Annotated in this window: 26 protein-coding genes and 1 pseudogene; 19 read left to right on the top strand and 8 right to left on the bottom strand. The window is 71.3% G+C overall.

The genetic code is table 11. The features are described from left to right. Positions 1-103: 103 nt before the first annotated feature. The 13 genes from ACFV2X_RS11980 to ACFV2X_RS11920 all read left to right on the top strand — a co-directional run bounded on the left by ACFV2X_RS11980 (position 104) and on the right by ACFV2X_RS11920 (position 8,180). Positions 104-622 (top strand): hypothetical protein, encoded by a 519-nt coding sequence (locus ACFV2X_RS11980; RefSeq protein ID WP_385614662.1) that lies wholly within the window; start codon positions 104-106, stop codon positions 620-622. A gap of 6 nt (positions 623-628) precedes the next feature. After that, positions 629-1,597 (top strand): SRPBCC family protein, encoded by a 969-nt coding sequence (locus tag ACFV2X_RS11975; protein ID WP_385614659.1) that lies wholly within the window; start codon positions 629-631, stop codon positions 1,595-1,597. A gap of 30 nt (positions 1,598-1,627) precedes the next feature. Beyond that, positions 1,628-2,077 (top strand): gas vesicle protein GvpJ, encoded by a 450-nt coding sequence (gene gvpJ, locus ACFV2X_RS11970; protein ID WP_385614657.1) that lies wholly within the window; start codon positions 1,628-1,630, stop codon positions 2,075-2,077. After that, entirely contained in the window at positions 2,074-2,886 is an 813-nt protein-coding gene (locus tag ACFV2X_RS11965) for a GvpL/GvpF family gas vesicle protein (RefSeq protein ID WP_385614655.1), read from the top strand. The genes gvpJ and ACFV2X_RS11965 overlap by 4 nt, the downstream gene beginning before the upstream one ends. Before the next feature lie 2 nt (positions 2,887-2,888). Next, positions 2,889-3,140, top strand: coding sequence for a gas vesicle protein GvpG (locus ACFV2X_RS11960; protein WP_089514370.1), 252 nt, complete (start codon positions 2,889-2,891; stop codon positions 3,138-3,140). Between the two features lie 3 nt (positions 3,141-3,143). After that, positions 3,144-3,515: a gas vesicle protein gene (locus tag ACFV2X_RS11955; protein WP_385614651.1), complete on the top strand. Its 372-nt coding sequence runs from the start codon at positions 3,144-3,146 to the stop codon at positions 3,513-3,515. Next, on the top strand, positions 3,515-3,913 hold the full coding sequence (locus tag ACFV2X_RS11950) for a gas vesicle protein (protein ID WP_385614648.1): 399 nt from the start codon (positions 3,515-3,517) through the stop codon (positions 3,911-3,913). Before ACFV2X_RS11955 ends, ACFV2X_RS11950 begins: the two co-directional genes overlap by 1 nt. Continuing rightward, positions 3,910-4,707, top strand: coding sequence for a GvpL/GvpF family gas vesicle protein (locus ACFV2X_RS11945; RefSeq protein WP_385614647.1), 798 nt, complete (start codon positions 3,910-3,912; stop codon positions 4,705-4,707). Before ACFV2X_RS11950 ends, ACFV2X_RS11945 begins: the two co-directional genes overlap by 4 nt. Beyond that, a complete protein-coding gene (locus ACFV2X_RS11940; protein WP_385614645.1) occupies positions 4,704-4,907 on the top strand; it encodes a gas vesicle protein in 204 nt (67 codons plus the stop codon). The genes ACFV2X_RS11945 and ACFV2X_RS11940 overlap by 4 nt, the downstream gene beginning before the upstream one ends. Continuing rightward, on the top strand, positions 4,885-5,250 hold the full coding sequence (locus ACFV2X_RS11935; RefSeq protein ID WP_385614643.1) for a gas vesicle protein K: 366 nt from the start codon (positions 4,885-4,887) through the stop codon (positions 5,248-5,250). Before ACFV2X_RS11940 ends, ACFV2X_RS11935 begins: the two co-directional genes overlap by 23 nt. 77 nt (positions 5,251-5,327) lie before the next feature. After that, positions 5,328-5,909 (top strand): helix-turn-helix domain-containing protein, encoded by a 582-nt coding sequence (locus tag ACFV2X_RS11930; protein ID WP_385614640.1) that lies wholly within the window; start codon positions 5,328-5,330, stop codon positions 5,907-5,909. A gap of 41 nt (positions 5,910-5,950) precedes the next feature. Next, positions 5,951-6,469 (top strand): GNAT family N-acetyltransferase, encoded by a 519-nt coding sequence (locus tag ACFV2X_RS11925; RefSeq protein WP_385614638.1) that lies wholly within the window; start codon positions 5,951-5,953, stop codon positions 6,467-6,469. A 136-nt stretch (positions 6,470-6,605) separates the two neighbouring features. Continuing rightward, complete coding sequence (locus ACFV2X_RS11920; RefSeq protein WP_385614635.1) at positions 6,606-8,180, top strand: alkaline phosphatase D family protein; 1,575 nt, start codon at positions 6,606-6,608, stop codon at positions 8,178-8,180. A 71-nt stretch (positions 8,181-8,251) separates the two neighbouring features. Here ACFV2X_RS11920 and ACFV2X_RS11915 read toward each other — a convergent pair whose 3' ends face one another. Both ACFV2X_RS11915 and ACFV2X_RS11910 read right to left on the bottom strand, forming a co-directional pair. Next, on the bottom strand, positions 8,252-9,730 hold the full coding sequence (locus tag ACFV2X_RS11915) for an MFS transporter (protein ID WP_385614633.1): 1,479 nt from the start codon (positions 9,728-9,730) through the stop codon (positions 8,252-8,254). A gap of 111 nt (positions 9,731-9,841) precedes the next feature. Continuing rightward, complete coding sequence (locus tag ACFV2X_RS11910; protein WP_385614630.1) at positions 9,842-11,446, bottom strand: fatty acyl-CoA synthetase; 1,605 nt, start codon at positions 11,444-11,446, stop codon at positions 9,842-9,844. Positions 11,447-11,739: 293 nt separating this feature from the next. Here ACFV2X_RS11910 and ACFV2X_RS11905 point away from each other — a divergent pair, with 293 nt between their 5' ends. Further along, positions 11,740-12,402 (top strand): TetR/AcrR family transcriptional regulator, encoded by a 663-nt coding sequence (locus tag ACFV2X_RS11905; protein ID WP_385614627.1) that lies wholly within the window; start codon positions 11,740-11,742, stop codon positions 12,400-12,402. 45 nt (positions 12,403-12,447) lie between these two features. Here ACFV2X_RS11905 and ACFV2X_RS11900 read toward each other — a convergent pair whose 3' ends face one another. Next, complete coding sequence (locus ACFV2X_RS11900; RefSeq protein ID WP_385614624.1) at positions 12,448-12,828, bottom strand: ArsR/SmtB family transcription factor; 381 nt, start codon at positions 12,826-12,828, stop codon at positions 12,448-12,450. Here ACFV2X_RS11900 and ACFV2X_RS11895 point away from each other — a divergent pair. Continuing rightward, positions 12,812-14,194, top strand: a complete 1,383-nt coding sequence (locus ACFV2X_RS11895) for an MFS transporter (protein WP_385614621.1) — start codon at positions 12,812-12,814, stop codon at positions 14,192-14,194. The two genes, ACFV2X_RS11900 and ACFV2X_RS11895, sit on opposite strands and share 17 nt — an antisense overlap. 2 nt (positions 14,195-14,196) lie before the next feature. Here the strand turns inward: ACFV2X_RS11895 and ACFV2X_RS11890 are convergent, their stop codons facing one another. Both ACFV2X_RS11890 and ACFV2X_RS11885 read right to left on the bottom strand, forming a co-directional pair. After that, positions 14,197-14,964 carry a sulfite exporter TauE/SafE family protein gene (locus tag ACFV2X_RS11890; protein WP_385614618.1) on the bottom strand — a complete coding sequence of 256 codons (768 nt, stop codon included), beginning with the start codon at positions 14,962-14,964 and terminating at the stop codon, positions 14,197-14,199. Between the two features lie 42 nt (positions 14,965-15,006). After that, a complete protein-coding gene (locus ACFV2X_RS11885; protein WP_385614616.1) occupies positions 15,007-15,645 on the bottom strand; it encodes a TetR/AcrR family transcriptional regulator in 639 nt (212 codons plus the stop codon). 133 nt (positions 15,646-15,778) lie between these two features. Between ACFV2X_RS11885 and ACFV2X_RS11880 the strand changes: the two genes are divergently transcribed. Both ACFV2X_RS11880 and ACFV2X_RS11875 read left to right on the top strand, forming a co-directional pair. Beyond that, entirely contained in the window at positions 15,779-16,981 is a 1,203-nt protein-coding gene (locus ACFV2X_RS11880; protein ID WP_385614613.1) for a cytochrome P450, read from the top strand. Between the two features lie 5 nt (positions 16,982-16,986). Beyond that, on the top strand, positions 16,987-17,202 hold the full coding sequence (locus ACFV2X_RS11875; RefSeq protein WP_385614610.1) for a ferredoxin: 216 nt from the start codon (positions 16,987-16,989) through the stop codon (positions 17,200-17,202). 44 nt (positions 17,203-17,246) lie between these two features. Here ACFV2X_RS11875 and ACFV2X_RS11870 read toward each other — a convergent pair whose 3' ends face one another. Next, entirely contained in the window at positions 17,247-19,943 is a 2,697-nt protein-coding gene (locus ACFV2X_RS11870; protein WP_385614606.1) for a SpoIIE family protein phosphatase, read from the bottom strand. Between the two features lie 240 nt (positions 19,944-20,183). Between ACFV2X_RS11870 and ACFV2X_RS11865 the strand changes: the two genes are divergently transcribed. Both ACFV2X_RS11865 and ACFV2X_RS11860 read left to right on the top strand, forming a co-directional pair. Beyond that, a complete protein-coding gene (locus ACFV2X_RS11865) occupies positions 20,184-21,629 on the top strand; it encodes a glyceraldehyde-3-phosphate dehydrogenase (RefSeq protein ID WP_385614603.1) in 1,446 nt (481 codons plus the stop codon). Positions 21,630-21,674: 45 nt separating this feature from the next. Beyond that, the gene (locus tag ACFV2X_RS11860) at positions 21,675-23,063 is read left to right on the top strand and encodes a CAP domain-containing protein (protein WP_385614600.1); all 1,389 of its coding nucleotides are present in this window, start codon (positions 21,675-21,677) and stop codon (positions 23,061-23,063) included. A 301-nt stretch (positions 23,064-23,364) separates the two neighbouring features. On the opposite strand, the gene ACFV2X_RS11855 is transcribed toward ACFV2X_RS11860, so the two are convergent. Both ACFV2X_RS11855 and ACFV2X_RS11850 read right to left on the bottom strand, forming a co-directional pair. Beyond that, positions 23,365-24,684 (bottom strand): polysaccharide lyase family 1 protein, encoded by a 1,320-nt coding sequence (locus tag ACFV2X_RS11855; RefSeq protein ID WP_385614597.1) that lies wholly within the window; start codon positions 24,682-24,684, stop codon positions 23,365-23,367. A 274-nt stretch (positions 24,685-24,958) separates the two neighbouring features. Further along, a pseudogene (locus tag ACFV2X_RS11850) lies at positions 24,959-25,516 on the bottom strand (endo-1,4-beta-xylanase); the annotation flags it as partial.

Below are 25,516 nucleotides of genomic sequence, written 5' to 3'. Positions count from 1 at the left end.
CCCTCGCTCCGGAGCGCCCGCGCCGCGAACCGATGGGCCGAATGCACCATACTGGGTCATATATCCGCAAAGTGTGCTCACTCGACAGGGGAGGTATGGGCGGATGACGAACAACGGAGAGGTGGCGCTCGCCTTCACCAGCGGTTATCTCCTCGGGCGCGGCCATCGGATGCGGTCGGCGCTCGCCCTCGCCGGTGTGACCGCCGGCAGGCGGCTTGTGTCGGGCCGGGGAATGACGGGTGTGGTGCCGGGGACTTCCGAACTCGGCAAGCTCGGCCATGAAGTCCGCGACCAACTGATGGCCGCGGGACGCTCGGCGGCCATGTCGGCGGCCAGCCACCGCATCGACGCGCTGAGTGACCGGCTGGAGCACCGCGCCGAGGCGCTGCGCCACGGCACCGACGGCCACAAGGGGGCCGAGGCCGACGAGGCCAAGGAGGCCAAGGAGGCCAAGGAGGCCAAAGCCAAGGCGGCCAAGGAGACCGAGGAAACCGACAAGGCCAAGGAGACCAAGGAGACCGAGGAAACCGACGAGGCCAGGCGCAAGAAGACGACCGACCGTCCGGAGCGGCCCAGGAAGAAGGTCGGTACCGGAGGGTCCGAGCGGCGAAGCCGAGGGTGAGAAACCATGGCTGAACGAGCGGACGGACAGCGGCATCTGGGCGCCCTCTCCACGCTGACCGAGGAACTGCCCACCGAGCGGCTGATGAAGGAGACACAGAACCTGCTCACCGCCCTCGGGGAGCGGGCCCTGAGCACGGTCACCAACCTCGGGGACGGGGGCGGCCTCGGGCTCAAGGCACCGGTGAAGCCGCTGCTCAAAGGGGGCGCGCTGCAGGTCATGGAGAAGGCGAAGGAGAAGGTCAAGGAGGCCGTGCCGTTCCTCGGCGGCGGCGGAGGCGGTGGCGGCAAGGGCAAGAAGCTCAAGGTCACCAACATCGTCGAGCAGATCGACGTCGGCGTCCCCGTCTCGGTCGCCTACAACCAGTGGACGCAGTTCGAGGACTTCCCCAGCTTCACCAAGAAGGTGGAGAACGTCGACCAGACGAGCGACGAGGAGCTCGACTGGAAGGCGCAGATCTTCCTCTCGCACCGCGAGTGGCACGCCGAGATCATCGACCAGGTGCCCGACCAGCACATCGTATGGCGGTCCCGGGGCCAGAAGGGCCACGTCGACGGCGCGGTCACCTTCCATGAGATCGCCCCCGACCTCACCCGGGTCCTGCTGGTCCTGCAGTACCACCCGCAGGGCTTCTTCGAGCACACCGGCAACCTCTGGCGCGCCCAGGGCCGCCGCGCGCGGCTGGAGCTCAAGCACTACCGCCGCCATGTCATGTCCGAGGTTCTCCTCCACCCCGACGAGCTCCAGGGCTGGCGCGGTGAGATCCACGACGGCGAGGTCGTCCCCGCGAAGGACGAGAAGCGCGAGGACGAGGAGCCCGGGGACGAGTACGAGGAAGAGGACCAGTACGACGAAGGCGACGAGTACGACGAGGAGGCGGCAGCGGCGGACGAGGAAGGCGAGTACGAGGAGAGGGACGACGAGGAGGACGACGAGGAGGACGACGAGGAGCCCGGGCGGCGCTCGCGCCGCTGACGGACCCCCGCTCCGGAACGGGTGAGCGTGGTGACCGTAGCAAGGCAGCAGGGCGGCTATCTGGACCGTCCGGCGTCCAGCGGTCTCGCCGACGTGGTCGGCGTGATCCTGGACAAGGGACTGGTCATCGACGTCTACGTCAGGGTGTCGCTCGTCGGCATCGAGCTGCTGACGATCGACGCCCGTGTCGTCATCGCCAGCGTCGACACGTATCTCAAGTTCGCCGAGGCGACGAGCCGGCTCGACATCGCCCGCAGCGGAACCGAGACACGCGGTATTCCGGGTCTGATGGAGGAGATGCGCGAGGGCGGCGCACGCCAGAAGACCAAGGGTGCGCTGGAGGGCGTCAAGGAGAAGGTCAGCGACCTTCTCCAGCCTGCGGATGAGGAGGAAGAGCGAGAAGGAGCGCGCCGGCGCGACGCCGAGGACAGGCCCCGGCGCAGAAGGAGTCAGCCGAGTGACAGGGAGCGCGAGCGGTGACGGCCCAGGACGGACACGCCTGCTACGTGTACGGGGTGGTCCCCGACGAGAAGGGCGCACAGGGTGAACGGGCCGACCAGGCGGTCAAGGACCTGCCCGCTGTCGGCACCGTCAAAGACCAGGAGTCCCCGATCACTTTCATCAGGCACGGCGGGCTGGCCGCGGTGGTGAGCGAGGTGCCCACGGGCAAGCCGCTCGGGACCCCCGAGGATCTGCGCGCCCATGCCGGAGTGCTGGACACGCTGGCCGCCTCGGGCATGCCCGTACTGCCGTTGCGGTTCGGCACGGTGGTACGGGATCCGCGGGCGGTGACCGATGAACTGCTGACCGAGGGCCACGACGACTTCGGCTGGGCCCTCGACCGGCTCCGGGGCAGCGCGCAGTTCACCCTCAGGGCGCGCTATGTCCAGGACGAGGTGTTGCGCGAGGTACTGGAGGAACACGTCGAGGCCAGGCGGCTGCGCGAGGAGCTGGAAGGGCTGCCGGAGGCCGCCGGATACGACCTGCGCATCCAGCTGGGACAGCTGGTCGTGGAGGCGGTCGGCGCCAAGCGGGAGGCGGACGCCCGGGAGATCGAGCACCGGCTGGCGCCGTTCGCGCTCGCGGTGGCGACCTCGGAGCCGGCGTCCGCCGAAGGGGTCGTGAACGCCGCCTTCCTGATCGAGGACAAGAGGCGCGAGGCGTTCGAGCAGGCCGCGGAGGAGTTGGCCCGGCAGTGGCACGGCCGGGTCCAGCTGCGGCTGCTGGGGCCGCTGGCCCCGTACGACTTCGTGGCCGACGCGCTGCGCCAAGGGGAGGAAGGCGGCTAGCCATGGGCCTGATCACCGGATTGCTGACCCTTCCGCTCGCACCGGTGCGCGGCGTGGCGTGGATCGCCGAGCAACTGCGGCAGGAGGCGCTGCGGGAGCTGTACGACCCCACGGTGATCCACCAGCGCCTGGAGGAGGTCGCGGAGGCCCGAGAGTCCGGCGAACTGTCCGACGAGGAGGCGGCGGAGCTGGAGAGTGAACTGGTCGACCGGCTGATGCGGGGCTCGCAGTCGGCCGGGGGCCTGGAGGTGTGAGCCGTGTCCCGTGCGGAACGGGACGACCGCGGCGACGAGCGGCGCCGTGGGTACGACGAGCGGGACCGGGACCGGGCCCGCCGCGAGGACCGTGGGCAAGAACGACCCCGGCGGCGGCCCATGGACGCCCGCGGGGCCGCGGTGAGCGCCGTACGCCAGGTGTGGGAGCTGACCGGGGAGGAGCCCGAGGGCGTGGTGTCGCTGGAGCGCGGCGACGAGGGCTGGACCGTCGGCGTCGAGGTGGTGGAGATCCACCGGGTGCCGGACACCACGGACCTCCTCGCCCTCTACCGGGTCACGGTGGACGACCACGGCGAACTCGTCTCCTACCGGCGCGGCAAGCGTTACGCCCGGGGCCTGCCGGAGGAGGGCTGATGAGCGAGAACTTCGGCCAGGACCGCGGGTTCGTACCGAGCCGGCGCGCGGGCGCCACCCGCGAGCCCGCCCGCCACGAGCCCGCGAACCTGGCCGACATCCTCGAGCGCGTACTCGACAAGGGGATCGTGATCGCGGGGGACATCCGGATCAATCTGCTGGACATCGAACTGCTCACAATCAAGATCCGGCTGCTGGTGGCCTCCGTCGACCGGGCCCGTGAGATGGGCATCGACTGGTGGGAACACGACCCCACGCTCTCCTCCGGCGCCCGGGACGTCCTGGAGGAGAACGAACAGCTGCGGCGGCGGATCGGCGAGTTGGAGAGCGGCCGCGGCGAGCGTCGGGACCAGCGGCAAGAACAGCGAGAAGACAGTGAAGGAGAGGGGCAGGGGTGACCGGGCCCGAGGCCACGTGGCTGTACGCGGTGACATCCGCCGACGTGGCCGACACGGGTGTGCCCGCCGGTCTCACCGGCGTGGCGGACGAGCCGGTGCGCGTGGTCGAGGGCGGGGGACTGGCGGCCGTGGTCGGTTCCGTACCGCGGAGCGACTTCGACGAGCGGGCGCTGCGCGAGCACTTGGAGGATCTGCGCTGGCTGGAGCGGGCGGCCCGCGCCCACCACCGGGTCATCGACGCCGCCGCCGGCCGGCGCCATGTCGTCCCGCTGCGCTTCGCGACGCTCTACCACGACGACGAACGGGTCCGCGCCATGCTGGCGGAACGGCAAGCGGACTTCGCGGCCGCGCTGCGGCGGGTGGCCGGGCGGACCGAGTGGGGGGTAAAGGCCTATGTCGATCCGCGGGCCTTCCTCCCGGACCCCGCCGAGGACGCGGCCGAGGGCGGCGGGCGGCCCGGCGCCGCCTATCTCGCGCGCCGCCGCACCCAGCGGCAGGAGCAGGAGACGGCCCATCTGCGCGCCACCGAGCGGGCGGAGGAGGTCCATGCGACCCTGGCCGAACTGGCGGTCGCCACCGCCGAACACCCGCCGCAGGACGCGGCGCTCGCCGCGTACGAGGGGTGGATGGTCCTCAACAACTCCTATCTGGTGCCGGATGACCGCACCGACGCGTTCGCCGCCGCCGTGACCGCGCTCGGGGAGCGTTTCCCCGAGGTCGGCCTGGAGCTCAGCGGCCCATGGCCGCCGTACTCGTTCACGGCCCTGCCGCAGCCGGAGGCGGAGGAGCCGTGACGGGCGCGGTCGAACGGCGTGAGGTGGCCCTGGTGGACCTGCTCGACCGGGTGCTGGCGGGAGGGGTCGTGATCAGCGGGGAGATCACCCTGTGCATCGCCGACATCGACCTCGTACGGATCTCCCTTCGGGCACTGATCGCTTCCGTACGAGTGGAAGCCGGAGCGGAAGCCGAAGATGACCACCGACCGCACCCCTGACGACCGGCGCCCCGATCACCACGACCGGCGTCCCGATCACCGCTTCCACGACGAGCGCCGTCCCGGCGACCCGCGGCGCATCACCGTGGACCCCGAGTCGGTGCGGCACAGCCTGGCCGGCCTGGTGCTGACCATCGTGGAGCTGCTGCGCCAGCTGATGGAGCGTCAAGCGCTGCGCCGGGTCGACCAGGGCGACCTCAGCGACGAGCAGATCGAGGAACTGGGGCTGACCCTGATGGCCCTGGAGAAGAACATGGCCGAGCTGCGCGAGCACTTCGGCCTGACCCAGGACGACCTGAACATCGACCTCGGCCCGCTGGGCCCGCTGCTTCCCCGCGACTAGCCCATCACGGCAACCCCGGCCTCTTCCCGCTCTCTCACATCTGGGATATATTCCCGGTTATGAGAGAGGAGGCATGAGTGGACGAGGAGGCGTCGCCCGGCCCCGAGCCCCTGGAGGCCCGGCTCGCGGTTCGCCTCGCCGAACTGCGGGTGGAGCGCGGCTGGTCCTTGGACGAGCTGGCGCGGCGTACGGGCGTCAGCCGCTCCACGCTGTCCCGGCTGGAGCGGGCGGAGATCAGCCCGACCGCGGCGCTGCTGGGCAAGTTGTGCGCGGCGTACGAGCGGACCATGTCCCGGCTGCTCGCCGAGGTGGAGGAGGAGCCGCCCCGGGTGGTCCGGGCCGACCGGCAGGCGGTGTGGCGGGACGAGAAGTCGGGCTTCACCCGGCGGTCGGTGTCCCCGCCCCACCCCGGGCTGCGCGGCGAGCTCGTCGAGGGGATTCTGCGGCCGGGTGCCGACATCTCGTACGACACCCCGCCCGTACCTGGCCTGGAGCAGCACATCTGGGTGCTGGAAGGGGTCCTCGAGGTCACCGTGGGCGGCGCGGCGCATGAGCTGCGGGCGGGGGACTGTCTGCGCTTCCGGCTGTGGGACCGGTCGCGGTTCCGCTGTCCCGGGCCCGATCCGGTGCGCTACGCCGTGGTGGTCGTCCCGCCGTGAGCGTCCGCCCCCCACCCAGCTACGAGCGAAGGAAGCGCGTCTTGCACACCATCACCCGCCTGTCCGCCGAGACGTTCCACGACAGCGTCAAAAACCTGGCCGACCTGCTGGTCGACGCCGTTCGCGGCGGCTTCTCCCTCGGCTTCCTCGCCTCCTTCGACCAGAGCGCGGCGGTGGACTGGTGGCGCGCCCGGCAGCCCGCGGTGGCCGACGGCAGCCTCGCCGTCTGGGTCGCCCAGGGCCCCGACGGCATCTCGGGTACCGTCAGCCTGGCCCTGGAGGGCAAGCCCAACGGCCGCCACCGCGGCGAGGTTCTGAAGCTCATCGTGCACCGCGAGGCCCGTGGCCAGGGCCTGGGCCGCGCGCTCCTCGCCACCGCGGAACGGGCCGCCGCCGAGGCCGGGGCCACCCTCCTGATGCTGGACACCGAGACCGGTAGCGTCGCGGACCACCTCTACGGCGCGGCCGGCTGGACCCGCTATGGCATCGTCCCCGGGTACGCCGCGGATCCGGCCGGCACCCTCCAGGACTGCAGTTTCTATTACAAAGAGCTTGCATAACAGGCCCGTTGAACGCCTACTGAACATGCACGCGTCATCTTCTGGACGGTTGCCGTTAAGGGTCCGTCCCAGGTGGCCCTGAAAACGTCACGTCCGGTCGCCATGACCCATCGCTTGACGGACGAGAGGGACCGCCATGCCTGGACAGGCCGAAGCACAGCCATCCGACAGACGCCCATCCGACAGACGTCGATTCCTCGCCGCCGCCGGCGCCGCGGCCGTCGGCGCGGCGACCGTGGGCCAGTTGGCCCTCGCGGGCACCGCGCGTGCCGCGGATCCCGCGCTCCCCAGCGGCGTTTTCACCCTGGGTGTGGCCTCGGGTGACCCGCTGCCCGACGGGGTGGTGCTGTGGACACGCCTCGCCCCCGACCCGCTGAACGGCGGCGGCATGCCCGACCGGGCCGTCGACGTCGCCTGGCAGGTGGCCGAGGACCCGCGCTTCCGGCGCATCGTCCGGCAGGGAACCGCGCAGGCCCTGCCCGCCCTCGGGCACAGCGTCCATGTGGACGTACGCGGTCTGCGGCCGCACCGCGAGTACTGGTACCGGTTCCGCGCCGCGGACCAGATATCCCCGGTCGGCCGCACCCGCACCGCCCCCTCGCCGCACGTCGCCACCCCGCTGCGGCTGGCCCTGGCCTCCTGCCAGAACTGGCAGCACGGCTACTTCACGCCGTACGCCGACATGGCCGAACAGGACCCGGACGCCGTGCTGTTCATCGGCGACTACATCTACGAGAGCACGCCCGCCGCCACCGGCGTACGCCGCCACGAGGGCAAGGGCGAGCCGTACTCGCTCGTCCAGTACCGCAACCGCTACGCCCAGTACCACACCGACCCCGACCTCGCCCGGATGCACGCGCAGGCGCCCTGGATCGTCACCTTCGACGACCACGAGGTGGACAACGACTGGGCGGGCGAGATCCCCCAGGACCCGGACAAGCAGTCACACGACGCGTTCGTCGCCCGGCTGACCGCCGCCTACCAGGCGTACTACGAGCACATGCCGGTGCGCGCCACCGCGGTGCCCAATGGCCCGCACATCAAGATGTACCGCAGCCTGGACTTCGGCAGCCTGGCCCGGCTGCAGGTGCTGGACACCCGGCAGTACCGCAGCGACCAGGTCACCACGCAGGAGGCCGCGCAGAACCCGCTGCTGACGATGCTCGGCGCCGAGCAGAAGCAGTGGCTGCTGGACGGGCTGCGCCGCTCGCCCGCCCGCTGGAACCTGATCGGTTCACAGATCATGATGGCCGAGACCGACCGGCTCGCGGGCCCGGGCAAGCTCTGGTTCTACGACGCCTGGGACGGCTACCAGGCGGAACGCAATGAGCTGATGGCCGAGTTCGCCCAGGTCCGCAACCCGGTGGTGCTCTCCGGGGACCGCCATCTGACCATGATCAGCGACCTCAAGCAGGACTTCGCCGACCCCGCCTCGCAGGCGGTGGGGGCCGAGTTCGTGGGCACGTCCATCTCCTCGAACGGGGACCAGGACCAGGCCGCCTTCCACGCCGAGTTCGACCCGCTGGTGCCCGACAACCCGCACTGGAAGCTCCTCGACGCCCACCGCGGATACCACCTCTTCGACATCGACCGCGGCGGTATCGACGCCCAGGTGCGGATCGTGGACACCGTGGTCAAGGCTCAGTCGGCGGCGCGGACCCTGGCGCGGCTGCGGGTGGAGAACGGACGGCCCGGGGTCGAGCTGGCCTGACCCCAGGCCCTCACCACCGCCACTGCCGCCACGGCCCTGACGCCACTGCCGCCACGGCCCTGAACGGGGGCTCAGCCCTGGCGTACCGGCTGCGGTCCGGCCGGTGCGCCGGCGGCGGTGGCGGAGGGCCGGTCCGCTCCCTTCCCCGGTATCAGCGCGGCGATCAGCAGCGCCACCACCGCACCGCCGGCGCCCATGGCGAAGGCGGTGCGGAAGCCGTCCTCGGAGGGCACCGCCAACGGGCCGAGACGGGTGGTCATATGGGCGAGGACCACGCCGACCACCGCGCTGGAGGTCGAGGTGCCGATGGCCCGCATCAGGGTGTTCAGGCCGTTGGCCGCACCCGTTTCGGACACCGGCACCGCCGACATGATCAGCGCCGGCATGGCGGCGTACGCGAAGCCGATCCCGGCCCCGATGACACAGGAGACCAGGACGATCTGCCAGACCTCGGCCATGAGGACGATGGCCAGCAGATAGCCGACGGCGATCACCGCGGAGCCGAGCAGCAGCGAGACCTTGGGCCCCCAAGTGGCGGTGATCCGCGCGGAGACCGGCGACACGGCCATCATCACCAGCCCGGAGGGGCCCAGGCACAGGCCCGCCGTCATGATCGACTGGCCCAGGCCATAGCCGGTGGCCTCCGGCAGTTGGAGCAGTTGCGGCAGCGCCAGCGACATGCCGTACATCGCGAAGCCGATCACGATCGAGGCGAGATTGGTCAGCAGCACCTGGCGCCGCGCCGTGGTGCGCAGATCCACCAGCGGTCGGCCGGTGCGCAGCTCCCACCGCCCCCACAGCAGCAGGATCACCACCGCCGCGCCGAACAGCCCGTCGGTGAGCGCGCTGGTCCACCCCCAGTCCGCGCCCTTGGAGATCGCCAGCAGCAGACACAGCAGTCCGGCCGACAGCCCGATCGCCCCCACCACGTCGAATCTGCCGCCGCCGTGGACCGGGGACTCCGGCACCACCGCCAGCACCAGCGCGATCACCACCACGCCCGCGGCCGCCGACACCCAGAACAGCACATGCCAGTCGGCGTGTTCGGCCAGGGCCGCGGCGCCGGGCAGCCCCAGCGCGCCGCCCACGCCCAGCGATGAACTCATCAGTGCCATGGCCGAGCCCAGCCGCTCGGCCGGGAGTTCGTCGCGCATGATGCTGATGCCCAGCGGGATGACACCCGACGAGAAGCCCTGCAGCGTACGGCCGACGACCATGGGAGCCAGCGAGTCGCTGAGCGCGCACACCACCGACCCTGCCACCAGCATCCCCAGGCTGATCAGCAGCATCCGCCGCTTGCCGTACATGTCCCCGAGCCGCCCCAGTACGGGGGTGGCCACCGCGCCCGCCAGCAGTGTGGCGGTGATCGCCCACGAGGCGTCCGAGGCCGAGGTGTGCAGCAGCCCCGGGAGGTCCGGGACCAGCGGCACCACGAGCGTCTGCATCAGAGCGACCACGATCCCGCCGAAAGCGAGCACCGCGACCACCGGTCCGGTGCGTGGCGCGTGGGTGTCCGCCGTCGTCTCGGCGGTATGGGGCGCTTGGGCCACGGGTGTCCTCCGGAGTGCCGACGCCACGGAACGCGCCGTGCCGCCGCTGCTGTATGACGTCCCATCAGGGGAGCGGCGGCAAGTGTCGCATATTTTTGTGTAACGCGTACGTCAAATCTGGGCGGGGTCGGCGACCTCGCCCAAGTGGGCGTATTTCTCGCGGAGTTCACGCTTGAGGATCTTGCCGCTAGGGTTCTTCGGCAGCGACTCGGCGAAGACCACGTACTTGGGCACCTTGAAGCCCGCCAGCCCCTTCCGGCAGTGCGCGATCAGCTCCTCGGCCGAGGGCCGCCGGCCGGGCGCGGTCACCACCACCGCCGTCACCGCCTCGATCCAGTACGGGTGCGGCACGCCGAACACCGCGGCCTCCGTGACCGCCGGATGGGCGTGGATGACCTCCTCCACCTCGCGCCCCGAGACGTTCTCCCCACCGCTGTTGACCATGTCCTTCTTACGATCGACGATCGTCAAATACCCCTCCTCGTCGAAGACGCCGAGGTCGCCGCTGTGGAACCAGCCGCCCCGGAACGCCTCCGCCGTCCGCTCCGGGTCCCGCCAGTAACCCGGTGTGACATGCGGGCCGCGGTGCACGATCTCGCCGACCGTCCCCGGCGCCACCGGGCGGTCCCGCTCGTCGACGAGCCGGGTCTCCACATGCAGACCGGGTCGCCCCGCCGAACCCGCCTTGCGCTCCTGGTCGGCCGGGCCCAGCACGGTCGCGATCGGCGACATCTCGGTCTGCCCGTAGAAGTTGTACAGCGCCAGACCCGGCAGCCGCCGGCGCAACTCGGCCAGCACGGGCACCGGCATGGCCGCGGCGCCGTAGTAGCCCTTGCGCAGCGAGGACAGGTCATGGCGGTCGAACTCCGGATGGCGCAGCAGCGAGATCCACACGGTCGGCGGCGCGAACAGCTTGGTCGCCCGCTCGGCCGCCACCGCCGCGAGCAGCGCCGCCGGATCCGGGCCGGGGAGGACGACCGAGGTGGCGCCGAGGTGGACGTCCGGGGTGAGAAAGGCGTGCAACTGGGCGCAGTGGTACAGCGGCAGCGCGTGGACCTCCACATCGTCGCCGGACATGCCGCCGTCGACGATCGCCGTCTGGTATTGGGAGATGAGACCGCGGCTGGTCATGATGGCGCCCTTGGGCCGCGACTCGGTGCCCGAGGTGTACATCAGCTGCACGGGCTCGTCGTCGGCCACCACCGGGTCGGGCACCGGATGGCCCTGCTCCGCGCCCAGCGCCGCCAGGTCCTCCCAGCCGGCCCGCCCCTCCGGCCCGCCGATCGCGGCCCGCAGCGCGATCCGCGGCGGCGCGGCCTCGGCCAGGGCGGCGTCCGCGGCGCCGATCAGGTCGGCGCCCGCGATGACGCCGACGGCGCCCGAGTGGCGCAGTACGTACGCGACCTCCGGCGGCGTCAGCATGAAGTTGACCGGCACCGACACCGCCCCCAGCCGGGCGAGCGCGAAGTAGGCCACCACGAAACCGTGTGAGTTGCGGGCGTAGAGCACGACCCGGTCGCCCTGGACGACCCCCCGGGCCGCGAGCGCCCCCGCGGTCCGGCTCACCAGCGCGTCCAGCTCCGCGTACGTCTGGCGGAGCGCGCCGAACACGACCGCCGTCCTGGCGGGCACCCGCGCCGCGGTCCGCGACAGCAGGTCGGCGATGCCATGGCGGCGGGCGCGCGCGACGTCCGCGGGCAGGGAAGGTGCGGTCACCGGAGATCTCCCGAGGTGAGGGGGCGGGACGTAATGCTCGCCACGCTGGCACGGCCCGCCGGGCCCGGCAAGGCCCCGGCGAGTGAGCCGGAGGGGCGCGCCGCTGTCGAAAGGGAGAGCGCGCGGAGGCCCTGAGGAACGAAGGGCCGAGCACGGTCGACCGTCGACAGGGGCTGAGGCGCCCCGGAGGCGAACCGAGCCGCAGAGAAGGGGGTGCGTAGCCTTGACCCCCGGTGCCCGCGTCGGCGGGCGGGGGGCGAATGGCAAATGGACGGGGAGAGGGGATCCACCGGATGGCGCAGCAGGCGGACGGGACGGCCCGCAGGGGAAGGGGGCGTCCGCCGCGCCTGTCGCGCGATCAGATCGTCCGCGCCGCCGCGGAACTGGCGGCGCGTGAGCCCGGGGGCGTGCTGACGATCAAACGGGTCGCCGAGGCAGTGGACTCCGCCCCCATGGCCCTCTACCGCTACTTCCCGGACCGCGACGATCTGCTGCAGGCCGTCGCCGACCGGATCATCGCGGACGCGGAGCACACCGAACCGCCCGGCGCCACCTGGCAGGACCAACTGCGCGCCTGGATGCACACCAGCCGCGAGCGCCTGCGGCCCTACCGGCAGCTGCTCTCCTATATGGCCGCGACCGAACAGCCCGCGTGGGTGCCCGCGCTGGTCACCCTCACCCGTGTGCTGCGCCCGCTGCGGCTGGGCGAGGACGAACTCGCCCTGGCCGTCACCCTCATCTGCTCCACCGTCATCGGCCACGCCGTGTACGAGACCCACCGGCGCCCCGCCGAGCAGAAGATGGCCGGGCTGCGGGAGGCCCTGGCGCTGCGCCCCCAGGAGGAGCAGGAGGCCGTGGCCCCGCTGCTGCCCAGGCTGCCGGACGCCCAGCGCCGGCTGTACGACGTGGTCGTAGACCGCACCATCGCCGCGGTGGAGGCCCTGGCCACGGGGTGAATCCGGGGGCTCGGCGCCCCGCGGGACTCAGCGCCCCGCCGGGGTTCATCCCTCGGGCGGGGTCCAGTGCGCGATCAGGTCGAGCAGCCCGGGAAACCGCGCCTGAAGGTCGTCGATACGCACATGGCTGCGGCGCTCCAGGCCGTACTGGCGCTGCCGGATCAGCCCCGCGTCGCGCAGCGCGCGGAAGTGGTGGGTGAGCGAGGACTTCGGGCGGTCGATGCCGAACCAGCCGCACGGGTGGTCGAACGCCTCCGACTCCAGCAGCAGCGCGCGGACCACGCCCATGCGCAGCGGGTCGCTCAGCGCGCCCATCACCACCTCGAGGCGCAGCTCGTCACGGGCGGGCTCGGGCAGGGGTTCCGGCAGGTCGGCGGGGGCGGGGCAGGGGGCGGCGAACCTGTGGGCCGTGGCGGTCTGCGGCATCCACGTCACCTCCGTTGAGACAGCGCAACCATCAGTACGAGTTGAATCGTACAGGAGTTTATGTTCGACTCTTCTCGTACTGGTAGTTCGACTTTTCTCGTACAGCTTGCTGTGCGGTTTGGAGGGGGCCCCCATGGGGAGCGCAAGGAGTGCCCAGCACACAGAAACCCCGGTGACGCCGCGCCGGGAAGTCTGGCTCGCGGCGTGGCCGGTGACCGCCGTGTTCATCCTGTCCAACACGGCGACCCCGCTCTATGTCCTGTGGCAGAAGGAGCTCGGGTTCTCCTCCGGGATGCTGACCGTCGTCTTCGCCTGCTACATCGTGGGTCTGATCGCGGCCCTGCTGGTGGCCGGGGTGGTGTCGGACCGGGTCGGCCGCAAGCCGGTGCTGCTGCCGGCGCTCGCGCTGGGGGTCGTGGCCAGTGTGCTGTTCGCGACGGCCGGTTCGATCGTGGCGCTCGCCATCGCCCGGCTGCTGAGCGGGGTGGCGGTCGGCTCCATCGTCTCGGCCGGCATGGCGGCGGTGACCGATGTCGCGGGACCGGATCGCAAGCGGCTCGCCGCGCTGCTGGCCTCCACGGCCATGGTCCTGGGCGCGGGGCTCGGCCCGCTGCTGGCCGGGATCCTGTCGGAGACCCTGCCCGGCCCCACGGTCACCGTGTTCCTGGTGGAGATCGCGCTGCTGGCCCTGGCGGTGCTGGCCGTGCTGCGTATGCCGCTGCGCCGGCCCGCCGCCGCGCCCGGGCCTGGCGCCTGGGTCCGGCCCGGCGCCTGGGTCCGGGTGCCGTCCGTGCCGCGCGCCAACCGTGTCCATCTCCTGCTGGGCATCGTGGTGTTCGCCCCCGGCATCACCTCCACCTCCTTCGTCCTCTCGCTCGGCCCCTCACTGCTGGCGGATCTGCTCGGCACCACCAGCCGGGTGGTGGCCGGAGCCACCGCCTTCGTGATGTTCACGGCGGCGACCGCCGTCCAGTTCGCCGTACGGCGGCTGAGGGTGGGCGCCATCCTGACGGCCGGGGCCGCGTCGACCGCCCTGGCCATGGCCTCACTGGCGCTGGCCGTGCAGCTGTCCTCCACCCCGCTGCTGGCCCTCGCGGCGGTCCTGGCCGGCGCGGGGCAGGGGATGGGGCAGCTGGGCGGGCTCACGCTGATCAGCGCCCATGTGCCGGCCGCCCGGCTGGCCGAGGCCAACGCGGCGCTGAACGTCGGCGGTTACGTCCCCGCCGGGCTGCTGCCGGTCGCGGTCGGATACCTCAGCGACGCGGTCGGGCTGTCCCGCGGCACCACCGTCTTCAGCGCCGTCGTCGCGGCCGCCGCGCTCGCCGGAGGCGCCGTCGTGCTGGCCAACCGCCGTACCACCCCCTGAACTCAGCCGACCAGCATCTGGACGATGGCCACCGTGCCGACCGTGACGATGAGGGTCCGCAGGACCACGGGGCGCAGCCGGCGGCCGGCCCTGGCGCCGAGTTGGCCGCCGAGCGCGGAACCGACCGCGATGAGCGCCACGGCCGTCCAGTCGAACTCCGCGACGAAGAGGAAGAAGAGCGCGGCGACCGTGTTGACGAGGGCGGCGAGGACGTTCTTGGTGGCGTTGAGGCGTTGCAGGGGCTCGTCGAGCAGGATGCCCATCAAGGACATGTAGATGATCCCCTGCGCGGCGGCGAAGTAGCCGCCGTAGACGCTGGCCAGCATCAGGCCGATGAACAGCAGCGGGCCGCCGTCGCGGCGGGCGGCCCGCCCGGCCTTCTCACGGCGGCTGCGCACCTTCGCGCTGATCACGGGCTGGAGCGCCACCATCAGGAGGGCGAGCCCGACCAGCACGGGGACGATCGTCTCGAACGCCGACGCGGGCAGGGCCAGGAGCAGCGTGGCGCCGGTCAGGCTGCCCAGCAGGGCACCGACACCGAACTTCAGGATGCGCCGGCGCTGCCCGCTGAGTTCGCTCCGATAGCCGATGGCTCCGCTGATGGAGCCGGGGATCAGTCCCAGTGCGTTGGACACCGTGGCGGTGATGGGTGGCAGGCCCGTCGCGAGCAGCACCGGGAAGGTGATCAGGGTGCCCGAACCGACGACCGTGTTGATGGCGCCGGCACTGGTGCCCGCCACGAAGACGGCGACCATCTCGCCCGGCGTCATTCGGTGTCCTCTTGTGGAATGTACATGCGCATGGCACAGACACTAAAGGGCCGATGTTTCGGTGTTCACCGAACCCTGCCCCTGCGCCGAACCCTGCCCCGGCATCTCGGACAGTCCGTCGAGCAGGGTGCCGAGCGCCCCCATGACCAGCGCGCACACCTCGTCCGGATCGGCGTCGGCCAGCGGCTCCTTGCCGACGACCACACGCATCATGCCGATGCCGAGCATCCAGGACAACGCCAGATCCGCCCGCAGCGCACGGTTGTCGGCGCTGCTCAGGGACGCCAGCACCCGGGCGTAGTCGTCGCTGATCGAACGTACCGCCGTACCGATCTCGTCACCGCTGCCGACGGAGCGCAGCAGGGTCGCCAGCGCGCGGCTGCCCGGCTCTCTTCCGCGGTGGGCGAGCATCCCGCGCAGCGCGGCCTGGAGCAGTTCATCGGGCGGGGTGCCGCGCATCTGCTCCTCCCCGTCGTGTGCCACCACCTCGCCGAACAGCGCTCGTTTCGAGCCGAAATAGCGGAACAGCAGCGCCTGGTTCGCCCCGGCCCGATCCGCGATCTCGCGGACCGTCGTCCGCTCGTAACCCCGCTCGGCGAACAGCGCGGACGCGGCCTCCAGCAACCGCCGCCGAGTGCCCTGCGCATCCCGTCGCCGCCCCTCTGACGTGGTCGTACCCACCGCGACACTCCTCTCGTCCGCTCTCCGCGATCCCCCCGCAGGATCGCCGGATCAACGGCGCAATCGGGCCGTTGACCGTACCAAGGGGCGGCTCCTACGTTTGTAAGCACGTGCTTACGCAAGGGAGGTCACGGTGACCACAGCGGAGACGACCGTGCAGTCGGAAGCGATCGCCTATCCCTTCAACTCCTCCGAGGGCCTGGGGCTCAGCCAGGCGTACCAGGAAGCCAGGAACCGTCCGGGGTTAGTGCGGGTGCGCATGGCGTACGGCGAACCCGCCTGGCTCGTCACGCGCTATGCCGAGGCCCGGCTGGTGCTCGGCGACCGGCGCTTCAGCCGCGCCGCGGCGCTCCACCACGACGAGCCCCGGCAGTCCGAGGGCCGACGCAACAGCGGCATCCTGACCATGGACCCGCCCGATCACACCCGGCTGCGCACCCTCGTCGCCAAGGCGTTCACCGTCCACCAGGTGGAGAAACTACGGCCGTCGGTGCGGCAGTTGACCCATGCACTCCTCGACGGGCTGGAGGCCGCCGGGCCGCCCGCCGACCTGGTCGACCGCTACGCCCTGCCCATCCCGGTCGGGGTCATCTGCCGGCTGCTCGGCGTGCCGGAGGAGGACCGGCCCAAGTTCCGGGCCTGGAGCGACGCCGCGCTGTCCACCAGCTCCCTGAGCGCCGAGGAGTTCGACCGCAACCGCGATGAACTGCGCGCCTATATGGCCGGGCTGATCGAGATCCACCGCGCCGCGCCCCAGGACGACCTCATGACCTCGCTGATCGAGGCCCGGGACGCCGGCGACCGGTTGTCCGAGCTCGAACTCGTCGACCTGTGCGTGGGCATTCTGGTGGCCGGACACGAGACCACCGCCACCCAGATCCCCAACTTCGTGCTGACACTCCTGGACCACCCCGACGAACTGCGCCGCCTGCGCGAGGAACCCGCCCTGCTGAACGGCGCGGTCGAGGAACTGCTGCGCTTCGTACCGCTGGGCAAGGGCGCCTCCCAGCCCCGCTACGCGACCGAGGACATCGAGGTGGGCGGCCAACTGGTGCGCGCCGGAGAGCCCGTCCTCGTCGCCGTCGGCTCCGCCAACCGGGACGCGCTGCGCTTCGACGAGCCGGGCAAACTCAACGTGGCCCGGCCCGCCACCCAGCACCTGGGCTTCGGCCACGGTGTGCACCACTGCCTCGGGGCGCCCCTGGCCCGGCTTGAGCTCCAGGAAGCGCTCGGCGCGCTGATCACCCGCTTCCCGGGGCTGTGCCTGACCGGGGACGTGGTGTGGAAGGACCAGATGCTGGTCCGCGGACCGCGTGTCATGCCGGTCGGGTGGTGAGCGGGATGACCTGGAAGGCCGAGATCGACGGGGGCCGGTGCATCGCGTCCGGTATGTGTGCCGGAATCGCTCCCGACCTGTTCGCGCTCGACGAGGAACACGCCCGTCCGCTGGCCGACGAGGTCCCGGAGGAGGAGCGGGTACTGGATGCCGCCGACTCCTGTCCCGCGGCGGCGATCACCGTACGGGACGGGGCCACGACGGTCGGACCACGCCCCTGACCTCCGGGCCTGCACGAAAAGCGCTGCATACCGTACGTCGGGCGCTACAAGGCCGACGGATCGCCCTGGCCGACCAGGCTGTCCCCGAACCCCTGCGCGCCATCGTCGAACGCCGCCGTGCCGCTCAGGGCCTGCTCGGCCCAGATGACCTTGCCGTCGGCGGTGTAGCGGGTGCCCCAGGATCGCGCGAACTGGGAGACCAGGAACAGGCCGCGCCCGCCTTCGTCGGTGGCCCTGGCCCGCCGCAGATGGGGGGAGGTGCTGCTGCCGTCGGAGACCTCGAAGGTCAGATCGCGGCCGCGGAGCAGCCGTAGCCGCACGGGCGGGGCACCGTAGCGCACGGCATTCGTGATCAGTTCGCTGATGATCAACTCGGCGGCGAAGTCGGCCTCCTCCAGACCCCACGACCGTATCTGCTGGGCGGCCGCGGCGCGGATCGGGGCCACCGCCGCCGGGTCCAGCGGCACCTCCCACTCGGCCACGTCCTTGGGGTCGAGCACGCGGGTGCGGGCCACCAGCAGCGCGATGTCATCGCTCTGGCGGGCCGGACGCACGGTGTCGAGCAGGGCCTGGCAGGTCTCCTCGGGGCCGAGGTCCGGGCTGTCGGCGAGGGCGCGGCGCAGTGGGTCCGGGCCGGTGTCGGGGGCGCCGTCATGGCTGTCGAGGAGCCCGTTGGTGTACAGCACCAGACGAGTTCCTTCGGCCAGCGGGAGCTCGGCCACCTCGAAGGGCTCCCCGCCAAGACCCAGGGGCGGGGAGACCGGCACGGCGGGGGTGTGCACGGTGCCGTCCGGGCCGATCAGCACGGGCGCCGGGTGGCCTGCCCTGGCCACGGTGCACAGACCGCGCACCGAGTCGTAGATCGCGTACAGGCAGGTGGCTCCGGTGATCCGCGCGCCGTCCGGGTCGGTGTCCTGCTCCAGGTCGAGCCGGGTGACCAGCTCGTCCAGCAGGGAGAGAAGTTCATCGGGAGGCAGGTCCAGGGCCGAGAAGTTCTGCACCGCGATGCGCAGCCGGCCCATCGTGGCCGCGGCGTGCAGGCCCTGCCCGGCCACCTTCCCGACGACCAGGGCGACCCGGTGTCCGGGCAGCGGGATGACATCGAACCAGCTGCCGCTCGTCCCGCCCTGCGCGGGCAGGTAGCGCGTGGCCACCTCCGTGGCGTCCTGCTCGGGCAGGCTGCCGGGCAGCAGGTTTCGCTGCAGGGTGGTGACCATGGCGTGTTCGCGGGCGTACCGGCGTGCGTTGTCGACACAGATGGCGGTGCGCCCGGACAGCTCCCCGGCGATCGCCAGGTCCTCTTCCTCGAACGGCTCGCTCCGCCGCGTCCGCCAGAAGTTGGCCAGGCCCAGAGTGACGCCGCGATAGCGCAGCGGAACCGTGATCAGCGACTGGATCCCGTGGTCGGGGAGGTGTTCGGCGGGGGCGCCGAGTCCGGTGGCGTCGCCGCCCGCGGTCTGGTCGCTCACCGCGGCCTGAAGGACGGCGTGGCCGGTACGCAGGGCTTGGCCCTGGGGTGCGGTGGGAAGGTAGCAGGCCCGCTCACCCGGGCGGAAGAGTTGGTGTGCGGTGGTGTCGCCGCGCTCGCCGCCCTCGCCGCCCACTGCCGTGCGGTGCAGCACCTCGTACGGTGGCTCCGGCTCCTCGCCCTGGAGTACGGGGTCCAGCAGCTCGACGGTGACGATATCGGCGAACCGGGGGACGGCCACCTCCACCAGCTTCTCGGTGGTTTCGGTCAGCTCCAGGGTCGAGCCGATCCGCACCCCGGCGTCGTACAGCAGCTCCAGCCGCTCGCGGGCCGCCGCGGCCCGGCCGGACAGCGACTGCAGTTCGGTGGTGTCCCTGAGCGTGGCCACGCTTCCGGCGGGGCCGCCGCTACGGTCCGTGGGCCGGAGATTGACCGCCAGTAGCCGGTTGCCGCACGGGTGCACCTCGTCCGTGACGGGGCGCCCCGACACCAGCAGCTCCGCGAGCTGCGGCTCGAGGCCGAGCTCGGCGATGTGCCGTCCCTCGGCGTCCGGGGCGAGGCCGAGCAGTGCCCGGGCCTCGCTGTTGACCAGCAGCAGCCGCCCGTCCGCGGCCAGGACCAGCACCCCTTCCCGGACCGAGTGCAACACCGCGTCGTGGTGCTCGTACATCCGCGTCATCTCGGTGGCGCCCAGGCCGTGGGTCTGCCGCCGCACCCGCCCGCTGATCAGCGCGGTGCCGCCGGTGGTCAGGGCCAGCGCCCCGGCGGCGCTGCCGAGCAGCAGCGGCAGCCGCTGCATCATCACGCTGTTGACGCTCTCGACCTTGACCCCGACCGACACCCCGCCGAGGACGCTGCCGTCGGGCTTGAGGACGGGGACCGCCGAGACCACGGACAGGCCCTGGCTCGCATGAAATGTCTCCGAGATCGTCTTTCCGGCTATCTCTTCCCGCACCAGCTTGGCGGGGCCGATGATCCGCTTGCCGATCAACGTCGTATCGGGGTGGGTGAGACGCAGGCCACGGCGGTCGAACACCACGACGCTGTCGACGCCGGAGCCCTTCCGTGCCGCTTCGGCGGAGTCCCGGAGCAGCGCGGTCGGGTGGTTGCTGGCCATGGCCTGGGCCACTCCGGGGGCGTTCGCCATGGTCCCGGCGACCGCGAGAGAGCGCCGTCGGGCGTCCGTCATGCCCTGGCTCCGCGCTTGCAGCGCGAGGCCCACGACCGCGCCGGCGACCAGGAGCAGGACCAGCAGCAGCTGCAGGATGAACACCTGCCCGGCGACGCTCCGGGCACGCGAGAGGGCCCCCAGCCGTCTCCAGCGGGATGTGAGGGGAGCTTCGGACCCGGATCGGGGCCGATGCCGCCGCCAGGACATACGAGCATGTGTGCTCATGTCCGCATTTATAACATTCCACTCGGTGCGATCGACAGGGCTCGGGTGGCTCCGTTTGAAAGATCAAAATGGCGGGGGGTTAGCATATGAGCGCCGCCTAGCTCGAAAGATAAATTTGTGACTGTCAACGAGGACTCGTTCACCAACTGGAAGCAGCGCGAGGAGATCGCGGAGTCGATGATTCCGATCATCGGGAAGCTGCAGCGCGAGCGGGACGTCACGGTCCTGCTCCACAGCCGCTCCTTGGTGAACAAGTCAGTGGTCAGCATCCTCAAGACGCACCGATTCGCCCGGCAGATCGCCGGTTCGGAACTCTCCGTCACCGACACCATGCCGTTCCTGCGGGCCCTCACCGCGCTCGACCTCGGCCCCTCTCAGATCGACATCGGCATGCTGGCCGCGATGTACAAGACCGACGACCGCGGTCTTCCGGTGGAGGAGTTCACCGCCGAGGCCGTCGCCGGCGCCACGGGTGCCAACAAGATCGAGTGCCGTGAGCCGCGTGACGTCGTCCTCTATGGATTCGGCCGCATCGGCCGCCTCGTCGCCCGCCTCCTCATCGAGAAGGCCGGCTCAGGCAACGGCCTGCGGCTGCGCGCCATCGTCGTCCGCAAGGGCGCCGGCCAGGACCTCGTCAAGCGCGCCTCGCTGCTGCGCCGTGACTCCATCCACGGCCAGTTCCACGGCACCATCACCGTCGACGAGGCCAACAGCACGATCGTCGCCAACGGCAATGAGATCAAGGTCATCTACTCCGACGACCCGACGTCGGTGGACTACACGGCGTACGGCATCAAGAACGCCATCCTCATCGACAACACCGGCAAGTGGCGCGACCGCGAGGGCCTGTCCCAGCACCTTCAGCCCGGGATCGACAAGGTCGTCCTGACCGCCCCGGGCAAGGGCGACGTCCCCAACGTCGTCCACGGCGTCAACCACGACATGATCAAGCCGGATGAGCAGATCCTGTCCTGCGCCTCCTGCACCACCAACGCGATCGTCCCGCCGCTGAAGGCGATGGCGGACGAGTACGGCGTGCTCCGCGGCCATGTGGAGACCGTCCACTCGTTCACCAACGACCAGAACCTGCTGGACAACTACCACAAGTCGGACCGCCGTGGTCGCTCGGCCCCGCTCAACATGGTCATCACCGAGACCGGCGCGGCTTCCGCCGTCGCCAAGGCGCTGCCCGACCTCGAGGCGACCATCACCGGCAGCTCGATCCGGGTCCCGGTCCCGGACGTCTCGATCGCGATCCTCAGCCTGCGGCTCGGCCGCGAGACCAACCGCGAGGAAGTCCTCGACTACCTCCGCGAGGTGTCGCTGACCTCGCCGCTCAAGCGCCAGATCGACTTCACCAGCGCCCCGGACGCGGTCTCCAGCGACTTCATCGGCTCGCGCCACGCCTCGATCGTCGACGCCGGCGCCACCAAGGTCGACGGGGACAACGCGATCCTCTACCTCTGGTACGACAACGAGTTCGGCTACTCCTGCCAGGTCATCCGCGTCGTCCAGCATGTCTCCGGGGTGGAGTACCCGACGTACCCTGCCCCGCTGGTCTGATCCGGGCGCCGGAACCCTGGGCAGCGCCCCCGCGTTGGGTGTGACATGGGCGAACTGGTTCCCGGCGGAAACACCTTGCTCCCGGACGGCATGCTGTTCATCCGGGTGCAGGGCCCGTTCGACCTGTCCGTGCTGATCACCGGAGACGACGGAAAGGTCGCGTGGGACGGCGACTTCGTCTTCTTCAACCAGCGCACCGCCCCCGGCGTCCTGCTGCAGGGCGACACCGTCACCCTCCGGCCGGGGCAGCTGCGGCGGGGCGCGAGCCGCGTCACGGTGGTGATCAGCCCCGCCGAACCCGGCACACCGCTCGGCAGGCTGCCCGCCCCCACCATGAGGGTCAGGGGGGCGGGCGGGGGGCAGGCCATCCTGTTCACCCCGCCGCGCCCGACCGAGGAGACGGTGCTGCTGCTCGCCGAGATCTATCGGCGCGGTGTCCGGTGGAAGATACGGGCCCTGGGGCAGGGGTACGCGGAGGGGCTGGCCGGGGTGGCGCGGGACTTCGGCGTCGACGTCGCGGACGACGGAGAGCAGCCGCCACCTCCGCCGCCCGGACCGCCGTTTCCGCCACCTGCACCGCAGTATCTGCCGTCGGCTCCGTCGTTTCCGGCGTCCGCTCCGTCATTTGCCACGTCCCCGGCGGGCGCCGCCCACGACCCCGACGGTTTCCTCGGCCTGGTCAACGGCGTACGGTCGCGGACCGGGGCCCCGGCCGTCGCCCTCGACGCCCGGCTGAGCACGGCCGCCCGGGCCCACGCCGAAGCCATGGCCGCACAGGGCGGCCTCGGCCTGGAGAGCCCCGATGGGACATCGGTCTTCCACCGGATCGCCACCGCCGGTTATTCCTGTCTGACCATCGCCGAGCACATCGTCTCCGGGCCCCGTACGGCGGCCGAGTTCGTGGACTACTGCATCGAGGACGGTGAGCGCGGCGCGCCGTTCCGGGATGGCTCGGTCGCCCATGTCGGAATGGGCCGGGCCGTCGGCGGCCGCTCGGGCGAGGTCTTCTGGACCGTGCTGTGGGCCCAGCCGTTCACGGCCGCGGGCCTGGCCCGCACGGCGGAGGCCGTCCGCGCGCTCACCAACGCGGAGCGCGCCGCGGCCGGACTGCCGCCGCTCGCCCCCGACCCGAACCTGACCGTGGCCGCGCAGCGGCACAGTGAGGACATGGTCGCGCGCGACTTCTACTCCCACACGGCCCCCGAGGGCAGCCAGCCATGGGACCGGGCGGCAGCCGCCGGATGCCGCCACCGCGGCATCGGCGAGAACATCGCATGCGGTCAGCGGACTCCCTCGGAGGTGGTCCGAGGCTGGATGAACAGCCCAGGACACCGTGCGAACATCCTGAAACCGGAGTTCAGCCACATCGGGATCGGCTACGCGACGGGGAGCCGGGCGGGCACCTACTGGACGCAGCTGTTCGGCAGCGTATGACCCACCGGGGCGAGTGAGCAGTTGTGCGTGCGGCGGCGTACTGGCGGCGTACTGAAGGGGAGAGGCACCCACTCGCGACCCCTTCGACGCCGGAGGTCCCCACCGTGGCCACCGTCAAGGCCGCCCCGCCCCGGCCGACCGCCGTGCCGCGGCCGACCGCCGTGCCGCGGCCGACCGTCGGGGTGCGGACGACGGCGGCCCCATCCCGTTTATCGAGGTCAGCCGCGCCAGGCCGGTCGCGCCCCCGCGCGACCCGTACGACGAGAGCTGGAACGGCTGACCTCCTTCTCCTGGCGAGGCGTCATCGCTCGTGGCCGACCGCCAGCTCGTTGAGATACGTCTCGGCGTGGGTGTAGCCGGTGGCGTCGGTGGCCTTGCCGTCGGACGGGTCGGCCGGGTTCAGCCCGTGCCCGCGTTCCCAGGCGTCCGGCATACCGTCGCGGTCGGCGTCGGCCGGCGGGGTGCCGCCGCGCAGGGTGCCGAAACCGCCCACGCTCTCCGGGTCGCTGATGATGGCCCCGGTCTGGTGGACCACATCGTTGACCAGGCGGGTGTCGATGGCGTCACGGGGGTGCGAGGCGCCCGCGCTCGCCAGCACGCTCTGGTATGCCTGCCCCGCGGGTTCCACGGTGATCGGCGGAAACGCGAAGGGTTGGCTCTCCACCGTGGCGGGCCCGAGGTCCGCCGCTGTGGTCTCCCGGCCGTCGAGCTGCCCGTCGACGTCTCCGTCGTACAGGTTCCCGGAGGCGTAGACGTGGTAGTTCGCGTTGGCGCGCGAGAACGGACCGCCGGAGGACGAGGGGCCCTTGATGAAGTAGTTGCCCACGGCGTTGGCGTTGCTGATGCCCGCCGAGTCGCCCAGGATGTAGGCGTCCGACCCCCAGTCGTAGATCACGCTGTTGACGTACTGCAGCCGCCCCTTCGACTTGGGGTTGCGGGTCTTGTTGTGCAGATACAGGTTGTGGCTCAGCGTCACGCCGTCGCTCTGCACGAGGCCGCCGCAGGAGTGCGGCGACAGACCCTCGGAGATGATCGAGTACTGGACGGTGACGTTCGTGCTCGAGTTGATGGAGAAGTTCTCGTCACGCCCCCATGAGGCAGAGACATGGTCGAAGATCATGTTGCTGCCGCTGTCGATCCCCACGGCGTCCCGGTTCTGGTTCGGCGTGAGCCCATGGCGGAACCGCATGTACCGCACGATGACGTTGTCGGAGTCCGATGCGGAGATCTGGTAGCCCCGGGTGGACACCCCGTCGCCCGGGGCGGTCTGCCCGGCGACGGTGATGTTGCTCGCGATGTGCAGCGGCGAGGCGAGCGTGATGTAGCCGCCCACGTCGAAGACGACGATACGGGGGCCTCGGCTCACCGCGTCCCGGAAGGAACCGGGACCTGAGTCGTTCAGGGTGGTGACGTGATACACCTCGCCACCCCTTCCCCCGGTGGCCTGTGCCCCGAACCCTTCCGCGCCCGGGAAGGCGGCGGGGGCCGCAGTCGTGCTTCCCGTCGCCGTACTGACCGCGGCGACCGCCACCGGAGCTTCCCCGGCCGTCAGGGGCGTCAGCGGGCCGGACACGGTGGCAAGCGCGACCGCGGCCAGGGCGGTCCTCCATCTGCGTGACACGCGCGGCACTCCTTTCCGTGAGTGGGGCCGCCGCGGTCCCGTGCGGGATCCGCGGCGGCCCCGGTGGTCGGTCAGCAGGACGAGTTGGTCTGGGTGAGCAGGCCGAGCCGCCACGGGAGCGTGTTGTAGTCGCCGCCGGCGTTGGGGTTCATGGAAGGTGGTGTTGCCGGCCCGGGCGAACGGGTTGCACTCGGAGGCGGCCAGCTGGGTCCAGGAGCCGCCGATGCTGCCGGAGCGCTCCACCCGGCCGCCTTCGGGGACATCAGCTCACCGCGGTCTTCGTCACGGTACTTGCCGCGGCCGCGGGGGTGCCGCCCATCGCGGTGAGCGCCGAGTTGTAGGCGGGTTTCTTGTTGCCGTTGCCGTCGAAGAGCAGTGGTTTGTCCCCGGCGCGCCAGGAGTCGGTGTCCCGGATGCCCCATACCGTGATGCCGTTGCACCGCGCCACGTTCATGCAGGCCTTGACCGTGTTCGCGTACGCGGTGGTCGGTGCCTGTGCGATGTCGAGTTCGGTGATCTGGACGTCCACGCCGAGGGCGGCGAAGTTCGACAGGGTGGTCTGGAAGCTGGCCGGCGGGCCGCCGGTGCCGAAGTGGGCCTGGAAGCCGACGCAGTCGATGGGCACACCGCGAGACTTGAAGTCGCGCACCATGCGGTAGACGCCCTGGGTCTTGGCGTCGCTCCAGTTCTCGATGTTGTAGTCGTTGTAGCAGAGCTTGGCCGAGGCGTCGGCCGCCCGCGCGGTGCGGAATGCCTGCTCGATGAAGCCGTCGCCCAGCAGGTTCTGGAAGACCGAGGGGCGGTGTGCTCCGCTGCCGCCGTCGGCGAACGC

Source organism: Streptomyces sp. NPDC059679, from assembly GCF_042734105.1.
Taxonomy (GTDB): domain Bacteria; phylum Actinomycetota; class Actinomycetes; order Streptomycetales; family Streptomycetaceae; genus Streptomyces.
The sequence above is the reverse complement of the archived record's forward strand: the minus strand, read 5'-3'. Positions and strand labels throughout refer to the sequence as shown.